This is a genomic window from Microbulbifer elongatus (assembly GCF_021165935.1).
Lineage (GTDB): Bacteria > Pseudomonadota > Gammaproteobacteria > Pseudomonadales > Cellvibrionaceae > Microbulbifer > Microbulbifer elongatus.
In genome coordinates this window covers 1,741,239-1,762,736 of the sequence record NZ_CP088953.1, presented here as the reverse complement: position 1 = coordinate 1,762,736, position 21,498 = coordinate 1,741,239, and the positions used below count along the sequence as shown (strand labels likewise).

Here is a 21,498-nt window from a genome sequence, read left to right as displayed (position 1 = left end):
ACCTACCTCGCAACTTGATCACTACCTGACCCCAGTCGGGAACTCCACTTTCCCAACATCCACTCACTGTTAATTTCAGTTTAGCGCGCAGGAGGGGTTCGACGACGCTGTTCACGTTTTAATCAAAATTAAATACGCGGGATTCAACGCTCGAAAGAATGCGGCGACGGCGACCACCCCCTGGCGGGCTAAACCCTCAAAAACCGTGAAGTAACCCACAGCAGATGAGCAAAAAGCGCACACAAAAAAAGCGCCAGAGGGGAAACCCTCTGGCGCTTTTTCTAACGCTGCATTGATCTTGCGATCAAAAATTACAGCAGCAGCTTGCGCACGTCAGCCAGCACGCCCGCCAGATAGGTCAGGAAACGGCCCGCATCACCGCCGTTTACAGCGCGGTGGTCGTAAGACAGTGCCAGGGGCAGCATCTTGCGCGGTACGAATTCACTGCCGTTCCACTCTGGACGGATCGCCAGCTTGGATACACCGAGGATACCCACTTCCGGCGCATTGACGATCGGGGTAAATCCGGTGCCACCGATGGCGCCGAGGCTGGAAATGGTGAAGCAGGCACCCTGCATATCGCGGGGCTTCAACTTGCCGTCGCGGGCAGCAACGGCCATAGCGGTTGCTTCTTCTGCCAGCTCGTAAAGGCCCTTTTTATCCACATCCCGAATCACCGGAACCACCAGGCCTTTCGGTGTATCTACCGCCATACCAATATGCACATAGTCCTTCTTGACGATGTGCTCGCCATCGTTATGCAAGGATACGTTGAAGCTCGGCACTTCACGCAATGCGGCAGCAGCAGCCTTTAGCAGGAACGGCACTGGCGTAATTTTCACGCCGCGCTTTTCCGCTTCGGCTTTCATTGCCTTACGGAAATCTTCCAGGTCGGTGATGTCCACATCGTCGAACTGGGTGACGTGGGGCACGGTCAGCGAGTTCCGCACCATATTCGCTGCGGTGAGCTTGTGGATCTTACTCATCGGCTCAACACGTACCGGGCCGAATTGACTGAAGTCAATTTCCGGCATGGGCGCGATGCCGATGTTGCCACCAACGCCACCGGCTGCGCCGCTTTCGGCCTTTTTCACCTGCTCCTTGATATAGGCGTGCAGGTCGTCTTTGGTCACTCGGCCGCGGGGACCGGTAGGCTTAACTTTGTTCAGCGTCACGCCCAGTTCACGGCCCAGTTTGCGCACGGCGGGGCCGGCGTAAACTTCCGCGGACGGGGTGTGGTCGCGCTCTACGTGTGGATCTTTCTGCGGAGCCGCAGGCGGCTCTTGCGTAGCAGAAGCTGCAGGAGCAGGAGCCGCCGCCGGAGCGGGAGCAGGCGCTGCAGCGGCCGGTGCGGGGGCCGCACCGCCACCAGAGACAGTCTTGATCACACCGATCACATCACCGGTGGACACCTTGTCGCCTTCCTTCACGGAGATGGAAACGATGGTGCCGGAAGCGGCAGACGGGACGTCCATGGACGCCTTGTCACCTTCCACCACGATCAGGGCATCGCCCTCTTCGATTTCATCGCCAGCGGAGACGGAGATTTCAATCACGTCTACGGACTCGGCACCGCCGAGATCCGGAACCACGATGTCCTCTTCCTTCTCAACGCCTGCTGCAGCGGCCGGTGCTGGCGCTTCTTCAGCGGCGGGGGCCGGCGCAGGTTCCGCTGCCGGAGCAGGCGCTGCTTCTTCAGCAGCCTCACCACCGGCTTCGGTTTCCATTTCACCGATAACGTCGCCCTCAGACACCTTGTCACCTTCCTTTACGGAGATGCTCAGGATCTTACCGGCAACCGGTGCGGGGACGTCCATGGAGGCTTTGTCGCCCTCCACTACAATCAGCGCGTCCTCTTCCGCCACCGTGTCACCCACGGCAACGGCGATTTCAATTACATCTACCTGATCGGCGCCGCCGAGATCAGGCACTTTAATGACTTGCTTAGCCATGTCTTTACCTTCCTTATTCAGCGGGCCTTAGACCAGACGCGGGTTTACTTTTTCCGGGTCGATGTTCAGCTTCTTGATGGCGTCAGCCACCTCTTTCGCATCAATCACACCCTGATCCGCCAGGCCTTTCAGCGCGGCAATCACCACGTAGTTGCGGTTCACTTCGAAGAAGCGGCGCAGCTGCTCGCGGCTGTCGGAACGACCGAAGCCGTCGGTGCCCAGAGCAATCACATCGCCGTCGATAAATTCGCGCAGCGGCTCGACGTAAGCGCGGATGTAGTCGGTGGAGATCACCACCGGCGTCTCGTTGCCTTCGAACTGCTCGCCAATCCAGGATTTACGCGCCTCTTCGGTCGGGTGCAGCATGTTCCAGCGCGCCACGTCCTGGGCTTCGCGGGAAGCTTCGGTGGCGGAGGTCAGGTTCCACACGTCGGAGGTCACACCGAACTGGTCCGCCAGGATGTCCGCTGCGGCAAGTACTTCGCGCAGGATGGAGCCGGCGCCCACCAGCTGAACGTGTTTCTTCGCTGCTTTGCCCTTGCCGGGCTTGCGGGAGTTGTTGTCCAGCTTGTAAATACCGCGGATGATGCCTTCTTCAACGCCCTGCGGCATTTCCGGCTGCAGGTAGTTTTCGTTCTCGATGGTGATGTAGTAGAACAGGTTCTTCTGCTCTTCGTACATCTCCTTCAGGCCGTGACGCATGATCACTGCCAGATCGTAACCATAGGCCGGGTCGTAGCTCTTACAGTTCGGGATGGTGGCAGACAGCACATGGCTGTGGCCGTCCTGGTGCTGTAGACCTTCGCCGTTCAGGGTGGTACGGCCAGCGGTGGCGCCCACGAGGAAGCCACGCGCCTGCATGTCGCCGGCAGCCCATGCCAGGTCGCCAATGCGCTGGAAACCGAACATGGAGTAGTAGATGTAGAAAGGCACCATCGGCACGCCGTGGTTGCTGTAGGCAGTCGCCAGGGCCATCCAAGCGGACATGGCGCCGGCTTCGTTGATACCCTCTTCCAGCACCTGGCCTTTCTTGTCTTCCTTGTAATACATGATCTGGCCGTGGTCGACCGGGGTGTATTTCTGGCCCTGGGAAGAGTAGATACCCAGCTGACGGAACAGACCTTCCATACCGAAGGTACGGGCTTCGTCCGGCACGATGGGCGCGACGTTCTTGCCCATTTTCTTGTCTTTCACCAGCACGGACAGTGCGCGCACGAACGCCATGGTGGTGGAGATTTCGCGGTCACCGGAGCCTTTGGTCAACGCGCTGAACGCGTCCAGATCCGGGATTTCCAGCTTCTCGACTTCCGTGCTGCGAGAGGGTACCGGACCACCCAGTGCCTTGCGGCGCTCGGCCATGTACTTCATCTCGGGGCTGTCTGGCGCAGGACGGTAATAGGGAACTTCCTCGATTTCCTTGTCGGTAATCGGGATCGCGAAGCGGTCGCGGAAGCGCTTCAGCGCCTCGGTGTCCATTTTCTTCACATTGTGGGTGTCCATCGCCGCTTCACCGGCGGCACCCAGGCCGTAGCCTTTAACGGTCTGCGCCAGGATCACGGTGGGCTTGCCCTTGCTGGCCATGGCTTCGGCGTAGGCTGCATAGACCTTGTAGGGGTCGTGGCCACCGCGATTCAGCTTCATGATCTCTTCGTCGGAGAAATCTTTGACCATCTCCGCCAGCTCCGGGTATTTACCGAAGAAGTGTTCGCGGGTGTAAGCGCCGCCGTTGGCCTTGAAGTTCTGCATCTCGCCATCGACGGTCTCGTCCATGACTTTCTGCAGCAGACCTTTTTCGTCTTTCTCGAACAGCGGATCCCACAGACGGCCCCACAGGACCTTGATCACGTTCCAGCCGGCACCGCGGAATACGCCTTCCAGCTCCTGCACGATCTTGCCATTGCCGCGTACCGGGCCGTCCAGACGCTGCAGGTTACAGTTGACCACGAACACCAGGTTTTCCAGCTTCTCGCGGCCCGCCAGGGCGATAGCGCCGAGGGATTCCGGCTCGTCACACTCACCGTCACCGAGGAATGCCCACACCTTGCGATCGCCGCGCGGAGACAGGCCGCGGGCAGACAGGTAGCGCATGATGTGCGCCTGGTAGATCGCCTGGATGGGGCCCAGGCCCATGGATACGGTGGGGAATTGCCAGTAGTCCGGCATCAGCCAGGGGTGTGGGTAGGAGGACAGACCGTTGCCGTTTACTTCGCGGCGGAAGTTGTCCAGCTGCTCTTCATCGAAGCGGCCTTCCAGGTAGGAACGGGCGTAGATGCCCGGCGCGCTATGGCCCTGGAAGAAAATCAGGTCGCCGCGCTCTTCACCCTCGTTACCGCGGAAGAAGTAGTTGAAGGCAACATCGTACAGGGTCGCGGCAGACGAGAAGCTGGCGATGTGGCCGCCGAGGCTGTCGCTGTTGGAGTTGGCGCGAACCACCATGGCCAGCGCGTTCCAGCGGATCAGGGAGCGGATACGACGCTCCATAAACAGGTCACCCGGCATACGCTTTTCCGCTTCCGGCGGAATGGTGTTGCGGTACGGGGTGGTGATGGCAGCCGGCAGCTGTACGCCGGTATTGGTGGCGCGGTCAGACAGCTGCTTGATCAGGAACGCAGCGCGTTCCTTGCCGCTGTGGCGGATGACCGCCTGCAGCGCGTCCAGCCATTCCTGCGTTTCCTGAATGTCGGTTTCTTCGTGCATCAAATGCTCCTCGGCGAATATACGACGTCGAGTCGGTGTTTTTTATGGTCAGAATTTTTTGCTGCGCAACAGTACCGCAATCACCGGAGTTTCCCCCGGGTTCTGCCGTCGGGTTCGCCAGATCACCGCCTGAAGTGGCGGAAAAGCAACGAACCCTGATCAATATTTCAGCAGCACGGCAGAGGGTGCAGCATGAAACAACTTGAAACAGAGAGGACTGTGCGACCTGAATACCGCCGGCCATAAAGAGCCTGTTGCAGGGCTCGTTAATACCGGCTCGACTTTGAATTCGGCGTTGAATTCTCGGCCCGTCAACTGGAGAGCAGACGCCTTACGGCGTATTCAAATGCCCTCAATTAACCGGCTGCAAGTGCGTAAGCGGGGGCGATTGTAGTATTACTACAAGCGTTTTTCCAGACAGGACGATTAGTAACAAATAAAACCAATATGTAAAACAATTATTTGCCGAATGGCGCAATTACCGAAATATATTGTGGCTTTACGGGTAGTTTCTGTTAAAAAATTGAGTCCAGAAATAGAGTTCTGGTCACGAAATCCGCGGACCCGGCGCGGCACAGGAGGCAAATACCGGACGTGTGTACCAACGAATAACCCGCAGAGGCGCGGGACATCCTGCCCCTCAGGCCGGTGCCGACCCGCGCTCGTGGTCGCACTCCGGCGTCGCAGGTAGGCGCAGCTCAAATCTCGCGCCCCCAAAGGAAGGGGAAGCACCGGCAGATATTCCGCCGCCATGCCAGTCGACCACCTTGCGTACGATCGCCAGCCCGAGCCCATAACCAGACATTTCCTGGACACCCGCTTCCCGCGCGTAGGGCAGAAAAATATCCTCGAAGCCGATTCCCGCAAGCCCCGGCCCGTCATCTTCGATGACGAACACCGCCTCCTCGCCGTCCCGGTACAGCTGCAATCGCACCACACTGGCGGAATATTTAACCCCGTTATCGATGAGGTTATTGAACACCCGCACCAGGGAGCGGCGATCGGCGCGCGCGACCACCTGACCGGACACCTCAAGCTGCGCTTCACGACCGCTGATATGGGCCACCTGCTGAAAGCGCGGAGAAATCAGATCCAGCAGATTGACGGGGACAAAGTCGAGTAGCGGCCGTTCGTGCTCCTGGCGGGCAAACGTCAGGTACTCATCAACCAGTGTCTCCAGTTCTTCCAGATCCTGCTGGAGCTCCCGCTTCATCTGCTCACCACAGGTATCGGGCAAAGAGGCCACGACAAATTTCAACCGGGTAATCGGCGTGCGCAACTCGTGGGACAGGGTTGCGGAAAGTTCCTGTTGCAACGCTACTGAGCGGGCCAGGCGCTGGCTCATCCACACCATGGCATCCGATACCGGAGTGAAAAAACTGCTGTGCGAAAAATGAAAGTGCACCGGGTTCCGGTCGCGGGCAAAACGCGCGGCGGCGTCCTTGAGCTTTTGCAGGTCGCGAATCAGTGGCCACAGGCACACCACAATGGAGAGACCGAGCAGTAAATAAAAGAAGCGGGTATACCATTGGTGCACGCCCGACAGCGCATCCTCAAATGGGCCAAGCTGGGCAATGTAATCACCGGCCCGCATATACAACAGCTGGGAGCCGTATTCATCCTCTGCCCGCACCAGTCCACCCCGATTGAGATAGTCGAGTTCCGCCTCGGGCAATGCCAGCTGGGTTACCGGTAATACCCGGATGTCCCCGGGCTGGCCCGGTGCACTCGGTGTGCAGGCGCCTAGATCACACAGCCGGTCGAGAAGTTGCCGCAGGGAAACTTCGAGGGGCTCCGCGGCCACCGCTTTCTGCTGCTGATTCAGATACACCTGATCGGCCAACCATACCGATGCAGACAGACACAGCAGTACAACGATCAGATAGCGCAAGTAATACCGGCTCATCGAACTTCCGCCAGCATGTAGCCCTTGCCCCACACGGTTCTCACCGTCAGGGCCAGGCTGGAGTACCGCTCCATTTTTTTACGCAGCCGGCTGATACGCCCGTCAATGGTTCGATCCAGGCCGTCGTAGCGGCGCCCAAGTGAGTTGATAAAAAGAAACTCTCGACTCAGGGGTTGCTGGGGATTCGCACCCAGCAGCCAGAGCAGGTCAAACTCGCCCGGCGACAGACGAATTTCCTCATCATTGACCCACGCTTTGCGCCCACTGCGGTCAATCAGCAGGTTGCCGATCTGTAATACAGATTTTTTCTGGTTGGTCGGAAAGTTGCGGCGCAGGCACGCCTCGATTCTGGCGAGCAGAATATCCGGGTGCACGGGTTTGACAATAAAATCGTCTGCACCTACTTCAAAGGCCTTCAGCTGTACTGGCACCTCACTGGACGCGGTCAGGAAAAGACAGGGACCGTCAAACACCGTCCGCACCTCCTGAATAATCTCGAAGCCATCCCGCCCGGGCAGCATAATGTCGCACAACACGAGATCAATGACTTCGGTGCGGAGCAACTGGCTAACGCCGATTCCGTCCGCCAGATGGCGCACTACAAACTGCTGCCCCTCAAGAAACTGAACCACGGACCGCGCCAGCCGCTGGTCATCTTCAATCAGCAGGATGCGCCTTCCCGCCATCACAGGAAACTCCACAGATGCCGTCGTTTGAGCCGGACATGACGGCCAATGCCCAGCACTTTGATCGAGGCCGTCGCCACGGAAGCCGGGGTTTGCTTGACGGACAGTTCAAAGCGGGTGTTTTTTTCCAGCGCCATATCCAGGGATACTCGACCGGAAGCCACTGCCTCTGAGCAGTACAGCGGATCGCTTTTACCGGCGCCCCAAATACACACCTCCGCAGGAGCCGACAGTCCCCAGGAAAAAACAAATTTTGCCCGGCAGGTGTCACCCTGCTTGACGATACAGTTGCGCGGTGTCACATCGAAATACTCGACGGCATGGGCACTACTCCCTGACGGCACAGCGGCTGAAGCTTTTGCGCCAAGTGCCAGTACCATGCCTGTCAACACACTGCGGCCTGCCATACGCGGTTTACTTCCAGCTATACTGCACGCCGGCAAAAAAAGCTCTGGGGCTGGCGTCTGTGACATAAGGACTTTGTTGAATTGCATCGTCCATCCAGTCGATGCGCCCCGCCACAATAAAGTCCATTTGGCCGGAAAGCGGATATTTTGCTTCCAGCGTGACGTGGGTATTGAGCGCTGCGCCGGGCTGGTAGAGGGGGAGAATGGATCCCCCCGGCCCGGGCATTTTTGCACCGTAGTAATAATCCAGCACCTTGCGACTCTGATAGGTGGCCCCGACCTCGGCGCCCAGCAACAGGCGCCCCAATGAAATCTGCTTGCTCAGGGCCAAAGGAATCTCATCGCCGCCGTGCACATCGGTGACATCCCGGTAAGCCCCGAGACCGATCGTCACGGGCCCCTGCCAGTGTGCGGCGATGCCACCGAGATACGAGAGGCGCCGCTTGGGGGGATCCAGTTTCATCGCTGGTTCGTCCACGCCCATCAGCCGCCCCGCCAGAGCAAAGCCTTTGCCGAGCTCGCTGCCACTGTGAGGAAAAAACAGGCCGTCGGCATTCAGCCGCCCGGCAATATCGAAGGCAAAATTCCGGGTCTCGTACAGGCTATACCCCAGCGCTGTATCTTCCAGGTAAAAACGCTCGCCGTAATAGCGCACCCGTGGCATGGCGACCACTTCCAGATCATTCGCGTCGTTCAGCGGACTCTGCAGAACGCCACGCCCCACCGCCAGTGCCAGCTGCAGTCTGCCGGCTCGCATATAGTCGGAGTCATCGGCAACCGGCTCCGCCGCCTCAGCGGCGGTTCCCCCCGGCATAGCCACCGCAATGCCCAACAGCAGTAGTGCAGTGACCAGCCCGCGAAAGAAAGTCCCCTTTTCGCACACAGTGCGGGTTCTGTTTGAAATTACCGCTGCCGACAACCACTTTGCCCTTCTGTAAATCCATCATCCGGTTCTTCGGCCAATCTATCGGAGCCCCCTCAACGGTAAAAGACCCTTTCGGGTGATTTGTACAAATTTGCACAATTCGCAAACCGCGCTATGTCGCGGGATAGCGCCTGTCTGTCCACAATTTTGCACAGTTTCGCCGCTCCCCCTTTGGTATACGAAAACGGCTATTGCGGTATTTCACCGCAGCCAAACCAATAATCATTCCTTTCGAGGGAGAAGAAACTTGAAAATAAAAACCCTAGCGACGGTGATCGCCTCCGCGCTGTGTACCAGCAGCGTGGCGGCATCCGTCAGCAGTCATCCGGGACCGGGTCTCCATCAGATCAAGGCCGCGCAATTGGCCGGGCACGCGCCGGTCAGCGTGCAGCAACAGAAAAATAATTCCGCACCGAACCTGGCCCAGCGCCGCCCGGGGGCCGTCAACCAGCAGATCCGCCCGGCATCCGCGGCGGACAAGTTTGCCCATGAACCGGCGCGCCGTGGCGAAGATGTTTACATCGTGCGCCTGAATGACCTGCCGGTTGCCACCTATGACGGTCGCGTTAAAGGCTATGCGGCCACCTCCCTGAGCGCACTGCGCACCGAGGTGAACCAGGGCACCCTGGCAGCCCCGCGCGGCCCCAACGGGCTGGCGTCCATCCAGCACAACCGTGCACAGGGCTATTCGAGTTTCCTGCAACAGAAGCAGCAGGCGGTGGTCCAGGAGGCCCGGGGACTCGGTATCAGACACAACCCGCGCCTGCAGTTCACCGACGCCATCAACGGCTTCACCATGAAGATGACGCAGGCCCAGGCGAAGAAGCTGGCGGAGTCCCCCAATGTGGCCTTTATCCAGCGCTCCGATATGCTGGAACTGCATACCGATCGCGGCCCCGAGTTTATCGGCGCGGACCGAATCTGGAACGGAAATACCGATGCCAATTCCGGTCTGGAACAAAAGGGCGAAGGCATGATTGTGGGTATCCTGGATACCGGCATCAATACCGATCACGTCTCTTTTGCGGACCTCGGTGACGATGGCTACGACCACACCAATCCCTGGGGCGAAGGCAACTACACCGGCGACTGCGCCACCGGCGCCTCGGTCTGTAACGACAAGCTGATCGGCGTGTGGAGCTGGCCGGTCATCACCGATGGCTATGCCGGTGTACGCCCGGCAAGTGGTGAGGACTACAACGGCCACGGCAGCCACACCGCCAGTACCGCCGCCGGTAACGTGGTGCACAATGTTCCGCTGTTGGGCGGTTCACAGGGCGAAGGGGACGGCATTCCGTCCGGTTTCGAATTCGAGCAGGTCTCCGGTGTCGCGCCCCACGCAAACATCATTTCCTACCAGGTCTGTATTCCCAATGGCGGCTGTCCGACGGAAGCGGTTCTGAAAGCCGTCGATCAGGCCATCGCGGATGGGGTGGATGTCATCAACTACTCCATCGGCGGTGGCGACGAGTTCCCGTGGGACAACGCGGTAGCCCTGGCCTTCCTGTCCGCGCAGGAAGCGGGGATATCCGTAGCCGCCTCGGCGGGTAATGCCGGCGCAGGTTTCTATACCCTGTCCCATACCGCGCCCTGGTACACGGTGGTTGGCGCAACCACCACCGATCGCCAGATGGACGTGACCGGCAATGGCATTACCCTAAGTGGTGGCGCCACCGAGCCGCCCAATTTTTACGTGAATCACGATGATGAGTGGGACAATATCGCCGGTATTTCCGCTTCCGGCATTGTCGACGGCACCCCGATTATCGCCGCGGACTACGGCGACGAACTGTGTCTGAATGAATTCCCGGCGGGCACTTTTGCCAGCCATGAAATCGTCATCTGCAAGCGCGGTGAAAACGCCCGGGTGGCGAAAGCCTTTAACGTCAAGGCCGGCGGCGCCGGTGGCTTTATTCTATATAACGCCGGCAACGAAGCCGATTCAAAACTGGTGGACGATATCTTCCCGCTGCCGGGACTGCATATTGACCAGTACCGGGGGGAAGCCCTGCTCACATGGGTTGGCGACGGCGGCACCGACCACAAGCTGTCGATCACTCCCGCCAGCATTGATCGCAGCCTCAACCCGGAACAGGGCGACCTGCTGGCTGACTTCTCGTCCCGCGGCCCCGCGCAACACTTTACCGGTAGCCTGGCACCGCATATCAGTGCCCCCGGTGTGGATATTCTCGCGGCCTACGCGGATGATCACCCCTTCCACCCGGATTCCGCCCAGTCAATGGACTGGACCATGATCAGCGGCACCTCCATGGCCAGCCCCCACGTAGCCGGCGCCATGGCCCTGATAAGACAGGTACACCCGGACTGGACACCCGCGGAAGTACAATCTGCTCTGCAGATGACTGCCGCAGAGACAGTGCGTGAGAAAATCAGCCTCTGGTCTGACGATACGCGCCCAGCCCACACCTACCGCGCTGGTGCAGGACGTATCGACGTGGCAGCGGCAGTAAATGCCGGCCTGGTGATGGATGAGACCGCGGCCAACTTCGAGTACGCCAACCCCAACAATGGCGGCGATGTGAAGCAGCTGAACCTGCCGCAACTGGTGAACAACCATTGCCGCACCAACTGCTCCTGGATCCGCACCGTGCGCGCAACTCGTGATGGCACCTGGAAAGTAAGCAGTGACGACTGGACTTACGACGTGTTCAATACCGGTGAAGGCGAAACGCCGATCAGCGGCGCCAGGATCGAAGCCACCCCGTCCAGCTTTACACTCAAGGCGGGGGAAACCCAGACCATCATCTTCCGCGCCGATCTGGATGACGTGCAGTGGGAGCGCAATACTGTGATCGGTGGTCTGGAGGAACTGGATCAGGTCGAGCTGTGGGGCCGGGTGCGATTTACCCCGGAGGACACTGACATCCCCGCGGCCCACTGGCCGGTGTCCATCAACTTCGACCGCGGCGGCCTGCCCAGTACCGTGAATGTGAATGTGCACCGCAACAACGGGGCCTACCATGTGAAGGACCTGCCGCTGCCTGCAATGAGCAACCTGCTGTATCGCGGCTTCGGCCCGGTCAAGGCCAGTGTCGAGGAAATCACGCTCAACCAGGATAACAACCATATCCCGGTGCGCGATGACAACGACTACGAGCCCGGCCACGCCCGCGTAACCCTGCACGAAATCCCTGACAACACCGCACGCTTTGTGGTGGAAGTTCTGGAGAATGTGAAAAGTCCCGGTTGGCACGAGTGGTACGGTCCGCTACACGGATGGATGACCGTCTACATTGGTCGCGATGCCAATGCCGACGGCAAGGCCGATTTCGACAGCGAAATGCTGTGCGCCTCCTCCACAGAAATCGAGTTGAACTACTGCAGTATCACCAACCCGGACCCGGGTATGTACTGGGTCGTGGTTGATAATCACCGTATTAATGCACCCGACTATAGCGATATCGAAGGGGTCAAGTTGGAGGACACCTATAAGGTGGCCACCGCGCTGGTACCGGCAACCGCCACCGGCCTGAAGGTGGAAGGACCGACCAGCACCGATGGCAGCAAGGTCGGTGTAGATGTGAAGTGGAATTTCACTGACTTCGAAGAAGGCGACGTTGCTTACGCCGGGTTCGATATCGGTGCTGGCAGCACGCCGGGCAGTGTCGGCTTTGTACCGCTTAAGCTAACACGTGGTGTCGACGACATCAGCCTCACCACCAGCCAGACCCGCGCCAAAGGCGGCGACATTGTCGACGTCACTGTGCATATGGTGCAGAACAATTCCGGTATCGATCGCGAGATCGAAATACTCGGTCAATTGCCAGAAGGCCTGACGCTTGTGGAAGGCTCCGCGAGCATCACCAACCCGGCCATGCGCGACGGTCTTACCGTGGACGGTGACCTCATCGGTGTCACCGGTGTGCAGGAAAACTCCGAGCACTGGGCAAGGGACTACAAGGTTACCAACAGTGGAACCGACCAGGCGTGTCGCACGCCAATTTACAGTTCCAACGGCCTGAGCAGTGATGGCGGTTTTGTCGGCCTGTACGAGCGGTTCGGCCTGACCCCAGACTTCGGCGGTACCGCCACCGAGTGGACCAACCCCGAGTTTACCATTCCACTGAGTGGTTTCTGGGGCGAAGATGCAGGTACCAACCTGTTCCACAATGAGGACTACCGCTCGTACAGGAACCTGTATGTGTCACCGCAGGGGTACGTCACTCTGGATCAGTTTGACTGGTTCCCTAACCAGCATTTCGTACACCAGGAATTCCCCTACTTCGCCGATCCCTATTCGCCTTTCCTCGGCGTATTCTGGAAAGGTATCGACAAGAGCGTAACCTGGTTCGAGATCAACGCCGACTTACTGGGCACACCGCTGGATCCGTCACAGGGTGACGGCATGGTCATGGGCTACGCCTACGACCCGAAAAACAATGTCGACGATATTATTATCGAGTGGAACAACGCGCGCACCCAGGTGGTCGGGCAGGATCCGCTGACCTGGGAATTGGTGGTCCAGGAGGACAAGGCTGATCGCTACAGCTTTAATCTGATCGCACACAAGGGCTATCGCTTCGGCGAAGGTGAATTCGAATTCACTATGGCCTACGGCAAGCTGGACTTCGCCGGCGAACCGGGACAGGGCTCCATCGGCCTGCACGGGAACTACGGACCACACGACATCTATGGTTACCCCTTCTGGGCCGATCAGGAAAAAGGCAAAAGCTTTGCCTTCAATGATCTGGACAAAAAACTGAAGCAGGATCTGGTGGTCTGCTATGACTATGTGGGCCCCGAATCCACCCAGTTTGACCTGAAGTTCCAGGTGCGCGTGGCGGAAACCGCAGCCGGGCAGGACCTGGAACTGGCCTTTGTCAGCGATATCGATGGCATGGCCCAGGAAGCCGTGGCCCAGATCATCGTGGTACCGGGCAACCTGACCCTCGCGGAGATTGTCGACCAGTCAGTTGCGGAAAATACCAGCCTGGACCTGGAAGTGGTTTACCTGGATAAAGACGCAGCACCCAATCTCATCTCGGTGAGTGGCGAGCATATTGCGGCAGAGGTTTCCGGTCACGGATCCGGTTCCATGGTCACCATCACTCCGGAAGCCAACTGGTACGGTGAGACGGAAATCACCGTAACCGTTGCCGACGAGCAGGTGCCCTCCGATACGGCCAGCACTAGCTTTATGCTGACTGTCGCCTCCGACGGTGAGGAGCCGGGTTGTATCGATATGGCGGCCAACAACTACGATGAAAACGCTACGGTGGATGACGGCAGTTGTGTCTACCCGGAGCCTCAGCCAGAACCAGAGAAGAAAAAGAGAAAAGGTGGCTCTACCGGCACCATTCTGATTGGACTGTTGATTGCATTGGGCGTTGTGCGCCGTTCGCGCCGCGTGTCCGCGAAACTCTGACGGGTTCGCCTGACAAGACCTTGTGTGTAATACGAATGTAATGTTCGTTGCTTCAAGCCCCGCCCAACCGGTCGGGGCTTTTTTATTGCGGCAATGTATTCGGCGTCTAGACTTTCAGAAGTGGAGGCTTTCCCACACCACCATTTTCCCAGAATCCCTATCGATTAACCTTGCCCCCTCAATGAGCGACTAAGGAGCCCCCTATGAGTCGATCGATGATCTGGCGCACCCTAATCAGCGCCGCAATGTGTCTCACTGTGAGTTTTTCCACAGCCAGTGTGTCTGCCGAGTCAAAACTGACTCCGGCCGAAGCAAAACAGCTCGCGATTGACGCCTATATTTATGGCTACTCACTAATGTCGGTGGAAATGACCCGGCAGGTGATGACCAACGTTGCCAAGCCCACCTCGAAACATGCGCCCATGGGGCAGTTTGCCAATTTGCGGGAATACCCTACGGCAAAATTCCGCGACGTCACCGCACCCAATGCGGACACACTCTATTCCAATGCCTTCGTCGATGTCTCCAAAGAACCCTGGATCGTCAGCTGGCCCGATATGGGCGATCGCTATTACGTCTGGGAGTTTTATGACGCCTGGGTACCAGTGATTATGAGCCCGGGATCCCGGAGCACCGGTCAGAAGGCACAGGCCTACGCGATCACCGGCCCCGGCTGGAGCGGAAAACTGCCTGACGGGGTGAAAGAACTGAAATCGCCCACCGCTACCGTGTGGATCATGGCTCGCACCTACTCCACCGGAACCCCGGAAGATTACAAGAAAGTGTGGGCGCTACAGGACCAGTACAAACTGTACCCGCTCAGTTACTGGGGCAAGGAATACAACCCGCCCGCGGGCAAGGTAGACCCGAAGATCGACATGAAAACCGCGGTGCGTAATCAGGTCAACGCCTTGAATGCCGAAGAGTATTTTAGCTGGATGGCATCACTGATGAAAAACAACCCACCGATTTCGGAAGATGCACCGATGGTGGCGAAGATGAAAAAAATCGGACTGGAACCGGGCAAACCATTTGACCTGAGCAAAATGGACCCGGCAGTCGCCGATGCCATCAAGCAGACACCCAAAACCGCCTGGCAACAGATTGTCGCCTACACCAAAGATTCCGGAAAAATTAAAAACGGCTGGTTGATCAACCTGAAAGTTGGCCACTACGGTACCGACTATATGGCCCGCGCCTGGCTCGCGGCGTTCGGGATCCCTGCCAATCCGCCCAAGGATGCCGTCTACCCTGTGGGTCAGACCGACGCCGATGGCGACCCGCTGGATAGCTCAAAGTACAACTACGTCATTAACTTCAAGTCAGAAAAGGATCTGCCACCGGCCAATGGCTTCTGGTCTCTGACCATGTATGACGAGGGGTATTTCTTTATTGAAAACCCACTCAACCGATACACCCTCAGCGAACGCAACAAGCTGAAGAAGAATCCGGATGGTTCCATCACCATGTACCTGCAGAAGGAGAACCCAGGCCCGGAAAAAGAGTCGAACTGGCTGCCCGCACCAGATTCGAAGTTCATCCCCATGTTCCGTCTGTACTGGCCGAAACCAAACCCGCCATCAGTACTGGACGGAAGCTGGTGGCCACCGGTGATTGAGAAAAATGGGGCTCGATAGTCCCATCCGGTCTACACAGGCAACTTGCCTGTGTAGACCGGGGTTCTACTTTCGATCGTCTCAACATCAAGTTGACCAGGTTGACGGAAGTGTCTGTTCACGCCTTTTCGCAAATGAACCAGGGGCTTTCGTCAGCCCGTCAGAAGCGGTACCGGACGGATGCACGCAGCGCGCGGGGTTCGAAAATGTGATAGTGCACATCTTCCACCCCGCTCATGGCTTCTCCCGGCAGACGTGACCCATAGAAGTAGTCGACATCGTGGTCATCGGAATCCAGAGCGTTCAGAAGATCCACCTGGATGCGCCAGTCACTGAACTCGCGCCCCACCCGCAGATTGACCATGGATGCACCTTCGGATTCCACGCTGCCATCTTCAATCAGAGGGTAGGGGCCGAAGTGGCGCAGATGTAATGCCGCAAACCAACCATTCTGCCCGTTGTAATTCACCGCCGCGCTGGCAACAAAAGGAATGGCACCGGGAATGTCGCTACCGGCCGGATCTCGATCCGCAAAACCCGCATCGGTATACGCCAGCTCCAGCTCGGTATTCAACGCATCGGTGACGAACCAGTAAACTCCCAGTTCAACCCCACTGCGTTCGCTGGGTCGACTGGCCTCGGTGTTGCCGGCATCACCGACAAACAACAGTTCCGAATCCAGCGCCAGATCCCACACCGCGAGTGTTCCGTGCAGCTGATCGGTCACGAACACCCGCGCACCCAGCTCGTAACCGGTCGACGCCACCAGTGGATCCACAGAATCCACCAGATCGCCACTGTTAGGATCGACCTGTATTACGGTGCCACGGGCATCGTTTGAGTGGAGCCCCTGCCCAAAGCTCGCATAAAATTCGGCCACCGGCAGCGGCTGCCAGGCCAGGCTTGCCTTCACCGAAGAGGCGCCATCGGAACGAGTGCCACTGTTCACCGGCAGCGACGCGTCCACATCGAAATCAAAATGGTCATAGCGCAGGCCGAGATAACTGCGCACCGTATCCGTCAGCTGATACTGGTGCGCGGCGTAGATACCGAGACTGTCCTCCTCCACCGCGTCCTCGCGCACGGTAGAAACATGGGCACGACGATTGGTGCGGTACAGGCCCACCTGGGCGATATCATCCCGCCGCCCCTGTAGGCCCAGCTGCCAACCTCCCCGCTCCCCATCCCAGGATTGCGCCAGATCAAACCCGTAGATGCGGCGATCGTCAAACTGCTTGAACTGATCCCCCTGTTGCGGATTATCCAGCCGGTAGGTGAAGTTGGACCAAAGGGAAAACTCGTAGTCAATCATGTAGCCGCTGGCGCTGAAATCGCCACCGGCCAGGGGGGCGTCCCAGCCCGCGGAGAGACTATGACGACTGGTCTCACCACCGAGCGTCGGGTCCAGGGAGCCGTAGGCATCAATCTTACCCGAGGCTACCGCGCGGGCGGGAATCTGGTCTGGTGAGTTCCACTGATTGTCGTAGCTCATCAGGGTTACACGTCCACGGCCCACGCCGAGATCACCGGAAAGGCGCGCAAGAAGATTGAGCTTGCCCACATCCTCATCGATATCACTCCAGGGGCCGGAATACGTCTGCCATTCCGCAGCGTACAGCAGTTGCGACGAGGAAACCTCCGCGGAGTCCGCAATGACGCCCCGACGCCAGCCGTACTCACCAACGCTACCCTCGGCTAAACCCTGTGGCAACTGGTCGGCAATCGTGAACTCCGCCGCCCCTGCGGAGGAGAAGTCTCCGATGTCCGCGTAGTAGGGCCCCTTGCGATAACGCAACCGCTGAACGGTTTCTGCAATCACGAAGTTGAGATCGGTATAACCCTGGCCGTGCCCATGGGTACGCAGGTTCACCGGCATGCCGTCTACAAACGTGGCGAAGTCGGTGCCGTGGTCCAGATTAAACCCCCGCAGAAAATACTGATTGGCTTTGCCACTTCCGGAGTGTTGCGTGGCTACCATGCCAGGCACAAATTCCATCAGATCGCCTGTGCGCAGCAAAGGCCAGCTGCCGATCTCCGCCGGCCCCACCTCACCCTGAGACGCGGAGATAGCCTCCCCGGTCAGGTTCAGGCGCCGGCCGAGCACAGACACTTCTTCCAGTGATGCAGTATTGGCTTCCGCTTCCAGTGTGTCGGGCGAGCCGGACAGCGCAACGGCCATCAAGGAAATAAACGGATCCATGTTATTCCTCGTTATTGATTAAGGATTGATTGCTGGAAAACGGAAAAAATTTTGCATTTATTGTAGCCGAAGATTCCAATTCCGATTGAGTTTTCAAGTCACTACCAACCACCAGCGCCAGCGCTCGATCACCGATAAACCCGCAGTGCAGGGATCCCTGAATGTAGACGGATATTGGCGGGGCCATGGCTCACAAATCACCCATGGGCTCAACGTCTAAGCTCAATAGGGTATAACCCATGGCCGAGGTTTACGTAGCAATCTGGAGTGCAGAACCTGGCCGCAAAAAAATTCCGCAGCAACTTTAGGAAAAGACCATTATGAAAAAATTATTTCATTTGTTGGGGGTATCCGCTGTGGGAATTCTCAGCCTATCGCTGCCGCTGCGCGCTGACGAAGGTGGCGTCAGCTTCTGGCTACCGGGGCAATACGCGAGTTTTTCCGCTATTGCACCGACCTCGGAGTGGTCGCTGCCCATGCAGACCTATTACTACTCCGGCAGTGCCGAGTCGACACGGGCACTCACTCGCGGAAACCTGCTTTCCTTTGGCCTGGACACCGATTTCGCCGCCCAGTTCTTGGTGCCTACCTATTCTCCGGATAAGCAGATTCTGGGCGCGCGCCCCAGCCTTTCCCTCGCGCTATTCCCAGGCTACGCCGACACCTCGGCAGTTGTCGCCACGGAGCTATTCCGGCAAAGACAGAGTGACTCGGTAAGCGGCTTTGGAGACCTTTATCCTACATTGCAGCTCTTCTGGAACCACGGCACACACAACTGGATGACGTACATTACGGGGGATATTCCAGTTGGGTCCTACAATCCCAACCGCCTTTCCAACCTGGGTATTGGCCACGGTGCTGTGGATATCGGAGGTGGCTATACCTATATGAATACGAAAAGCGGGTGGGAGTTTTCCGCCACCGCGGGGTTTACTTACAACCTTGAAAATTCTGACACGCATTACCAAAGTGGTATCGACTCCCATCTCGACCTTGGCCTGTCTCGCTCACTCACCGAGCAGTTTTTTGTCGGCCTTGTCGGCTACGCCTATATGCAGCTCACACCTGACAGTGGGCAGCCTCCTGCGCTGGGGGATTTCAAAAGCCGGACCTTTGCCGTAGGCCCGCAGATCGGATACACCTTCCAGGCCGGCAGTCGTTCCATATTTCTAAATTTGCGGGGGTATGGCGAATTCTCTACCAAGCATCGCCCTGAAGGGGGTGACATTTTCATGACAATAAACATTCCGTTAACCAAGGGAAAGTAACGCCAGCAACCTCTGAGGCACGCCAGTGGTTGACTATACTGATCCCGCCAAGGATCAACCCAGAGAAAGGGGCGGGGAAGCTCAATGAACTCAAGACTCAGGTCAGTGCCTGTCGGCGCAGCATTTTCAGTACTGCTTTCGATCAGTGTTAACGGATACGGAGCGGAAGACCCCGCTAAAAGAGAGGTGTTCTATGGCGAGCAACACCTCCATACCAGCTGGTCTTTTGACGCCTATATCTTCGGCAATACCAAATCCACCCCGGCTCAGGCTTACGAATACGCCAAGGGCAAGCCTCTGATGCACGCCCTGGGATACGAGATGAAGATCTCCCAGCCACTGGATTGGTTGGGCGTGACCGACCACTCCGAATATGTCGGCATTATCCAGGCGGCAAATACACCGGGATCAGCGCTTGCGAAGACCGAGCTCGGCAAAAAGCTGATCGTGCATGATGCATCGGATATCCAGCGTATCTATCTATTGCTTGGCCGCTCCATGATCGACAACAAGCCGTTCCCGGAATTGGTCGCACCAAAACTTGCTTCCACGATCTGGGACAAAAACAATGAGGCCGCCGACGCGGCGAATGAACCGGGGAAATTTACCGCGTTCAACGCCTATGAATGGACGTCGACCCCCAACAATGCCAATTTGCACCGAAACGTATATTTTAAAGATGGCAAAAAATTGCCCAAAATGCCGTTTTCCTCTTTTGACTCTCAGGCACCGGAAGATCTTTGGGCATGGATGGACAAACAGCGCGCGCAGGGTGTTGAACTGTTAGCTATCTCCCACAACGCGGATGTATCCGACGGCCTGATGTTTCCCATGGAAGTCAATTTCAAGGGTCGCCCGATTGACAAGGCCTGGGCCGAAGCGCGTATGCGCAATGAACCGCTGACCGAGATCAAGCAGATCAAGGGACAGTCGGAGACGCACCCCCTGCTCTCCCCAAATGACGAATTTGCCGACTACGAAATATTCTCCTATCTGCTGGGCGACCCCCCTGGAAAGTTCCCCAAGATCCCCGGCAGCTACGTGCGCGACGGGCTGAAAAGTGGTATCGCGATGCAGGGCACCCGCGGCTACAACCCGTATAAAACCGGGGTTGTCGGCGGTTCCGATTCCCACAATGGTGCCGCCCCCTACCGCCAGGACAATTTTTTTGGCGGCCACGCCAAGGCCGATGGCGGACTGAAAGAGCGCATGCGGGGCCACCTGTTTGCGGGGCTGGATACTCGACTGCTTAACCCCGCGGGCCTGACGGCGATCTGGGCCGGAGAAAACACCCGCGCATCCCTGTTCGAAGGCATGAAGCGCAAAGAAACCTTTGCCACCAGCGGTACTCGGCTGAAGTTGCGCTTCTTCGGCGGGTGGGATTTCGATAAAAACGCAGTCGACGGCCGCGAGTGGGTAAAAGGCGCCTACGCCAAGGGTGTGCCCATGGGCGGAGATCTGACGGCGGCAGAGTCCGGTAAGGCGCCCGCTTTTATTGTATGGGCGGTGAAAGATCCTACAGCCGGCAATCTCGACCGGATACAGATCGTCAAGGGCTGGTCCAAAGATGGTCAGGCCTTTGAAAAGGTGTACGACGTGGTGTGGGCCGGTGACCGTTCGCCGGACGTTATTACAGGTAAGGTACCCGCCATCGGTTCTACGGTGAATATCATGGAGGCCAGCTACAAGAACTCCATTGGTAAAACGGAGTTGAAAACGGTTTGGACGGATCCGGATTTCGACCCCTCGCTGGATGCCTTTTACTACGCGCGGGCACTGGAGATTCCCACACCGCGCTGGACCACCATTCAGGCAAAAGAGCTGGGTATCACGCCGCCGACCAACGTACCCGCCACAGTTCAGGAGCGCGCCTGGAGCTCACCCATCTGGTACACCCCTACCAACGAGTTCCGTCAAAAGGCGAAGACAGGCGGTACGCGGATTGCCGACCTGAAGCAGCAGGGCGGAAAAATGCTGACCGATGCGGAGCTGAAAACGCTGATCGAGGGTAAAAGCACCTGGCTGAAAAACCTGGTGACCGGTTCGACCTTCCGCATAGTCTGGGAGAAAAATGGTCAGAGGACATTCTGGAATATCAATCCTTCCGATCCCATTCCGCAACATTTTGGCTTTGCCAGTAAAGATTCCTATCTTGGCCTGCCAACTCACTATGAAATCAAGGACAACCAGATTGTCGAAGACTTCGGCAATGGCCCCATGGCGTGGACCGTATTCAAAACCGGCGATAGAACTCTACTGTCTCGCAGCGATGAATTCGGTTTTGCCAATTATGAGATTATCAAGACACCGAAGCACTTAATCGATCTCGATGACGTCAAACGCAAATAGCGCAGTGATCACGAGTGGGTTTCCAGACCGGCACCCACTCGTGATCAGCCACGCGACACTCTGACAACAAAAAATATTTCTATCTCACAATAACGACAGAAAATCG

11 protein-coding genes are annotated in these 21,498 nt (G+C 57.8%); 4 read left to right on the top strand and 7 right to left on the bottom strand.

Going from position 1 to position 21,498, the window contains the following annotated elements; translation table 11 throughout:
* Window positions 1-311: 311 nt before the first annotated feature.
* The 6 genes from aceF to LRR79_RS07155 form a co-directional block, all read right to left on the bottom strand.
* Window positions 312-1,952, bottom strand: coding sequence for a dihydrolipoyllysine-residue acetyltransferase (gene aceF, locus LRR79_RS07180; protein WP_231759683.1), 1,641 nt, complete (start codon window positions 1,950-1,952; stop codon window positions 312-314).
* 27 nt (window positions 1,953-1,979) lie between these two features.
* Window positions 1,980-4,649 (bottom strand): pyruvate dehydrogenase (acetyl-transferring), homodimeric type, encoded by a 2,670-nt coding sequence (aceE, locus tag LRR79_RS07175; protein WP_231759682.1) that lies wholly within the window; start codon window positions 4,647-4,649, stop codon window positions 1,980-1,982.
* 640 nt (window positions 4,650-5,289) lie between these two features.
* Window positions 5,290-6,555, bottom strand: a complete 1,266-nt coding sequence (locus LRR79_RS07170) for a sensor histidine kinase (protein ID WP_231759681.1) — start codon at window positions 6,553-6,555, stop codon at window positions 5,290-5,292.
* Complete coding sequence (locus LRR79_RS07165) at window positions 6,552-7,241, bottom strand: response regulator transcription factor (protein ID WP_231759680.1); 690 nt, start codon at window positions 7,239-7,241, stop codon at window positions 6,552-6,554. Before LRR79_RS07165 ends, LRR79_RS07170 begins: the two co-directional genes overlap by 4 nt.
* Entirely contained in the window at window positions 7,241-7,648 is a 408-nt protein-coding gene (locus LRR79_RS07160) for a DUF3019 domain-containing protein (RefSeq protein ID WP_231759679.1), read from the bottom strand. Before LRR79_RS07160 ends, LRR79_RS07165 begins: the two co-directional genes overlap by 1 nt.
* A gap of 7 nt (window positions 7,649-7,655) precedes the next feature.
* Complete coding sequence (locus LRR79_RS07155; protein WP_231759678.1) at window positions 7,656-8,531, bottom strand: MipA/OmpV family protein; 876 nt, start codon at window positions 8,529-8,531, stop codon at window positions 7,656-7,658.
* A 289-nt stretch (window positions 8,532-8,820) separates the two neighbouring features.
* Here LRR79_RS07155 and LRR79_RS07145 point away from each other — a divergent pair, with 289 nt between their 5' ends.
* Window positions 8,821-13,959: a S8 family serine peptidase gene (locus tag LRR79_RS07145; RefSeq protein ID WP_269455108.1), complete on the top strand. Its 5,139-nt coding sequence runs from the start codon at window positions 8,821-8,823 to the stop codon at window positions 13,957-13,959.
* 203 nt (window positions 13,960-14,162) lie between these two features.
* The gene (locus LRR79_RS07140; RefSeq protein ID WP_231759677.1) at window positions 14,163-15,596 is read left to right on the top strand and encodes a DUF1254 domain-containing protein; all 1,434 of its coding nucleotides are present in this window, start codon (window positions 14,163-14,165) and stop codon (window positions 15,594-15,596) included.
* A gap of 139 nt (window positions 15,597-15,735) precedes the next feature.
* Here LRR79_RS07140 and LRR79_RS07135 read toward each other — a convergent pair whose 3' ends face one another.
* Window positions 15,736-17,775, bottom strand: coding sequence for a TonB-dependent receptor (locus LRR79_RS07135; protein ID WP_231759676.1), 2,040 nt, complete (start codon window positions 17,773-17,775; stop codon window positions 15,736-15,738).
* Window positions 17,776-18,095: 320 nt separating this feature from the next.
* Here LRR79_RS07135 and LRR79_RS07130 point away from each other — a divergent pair, with 320 nt between their 5' ends.
* Complete coding sequence (locus tag LRR79_RS07130) at window positions 18,096-19,043, top strand: SphA family protein (protein WP_231759675.1); 948 nt, start codon at window positions 18,096-18,098, stop codon at window positions 19,041-19,043.
* An 84-nt stretch (window positions 19,044-19,127) separates the two neighbouring features.
* Window positions 19,128-21,392 carry a DUF3604 domain-containing protein gene (locus LRR79_RS07125; protein WP_231759674.1) on the top strand — a complete coding sequence of 755 codons (2,265 nt, stop codon included), beginning with the start codon at window positions 19,128-19,130 and terminating at the stop codon, window positions 21,390-21,392.
* The last annotated feature ends 106 nt before the right edge of the window (window positions 21,393-21,498 follow it).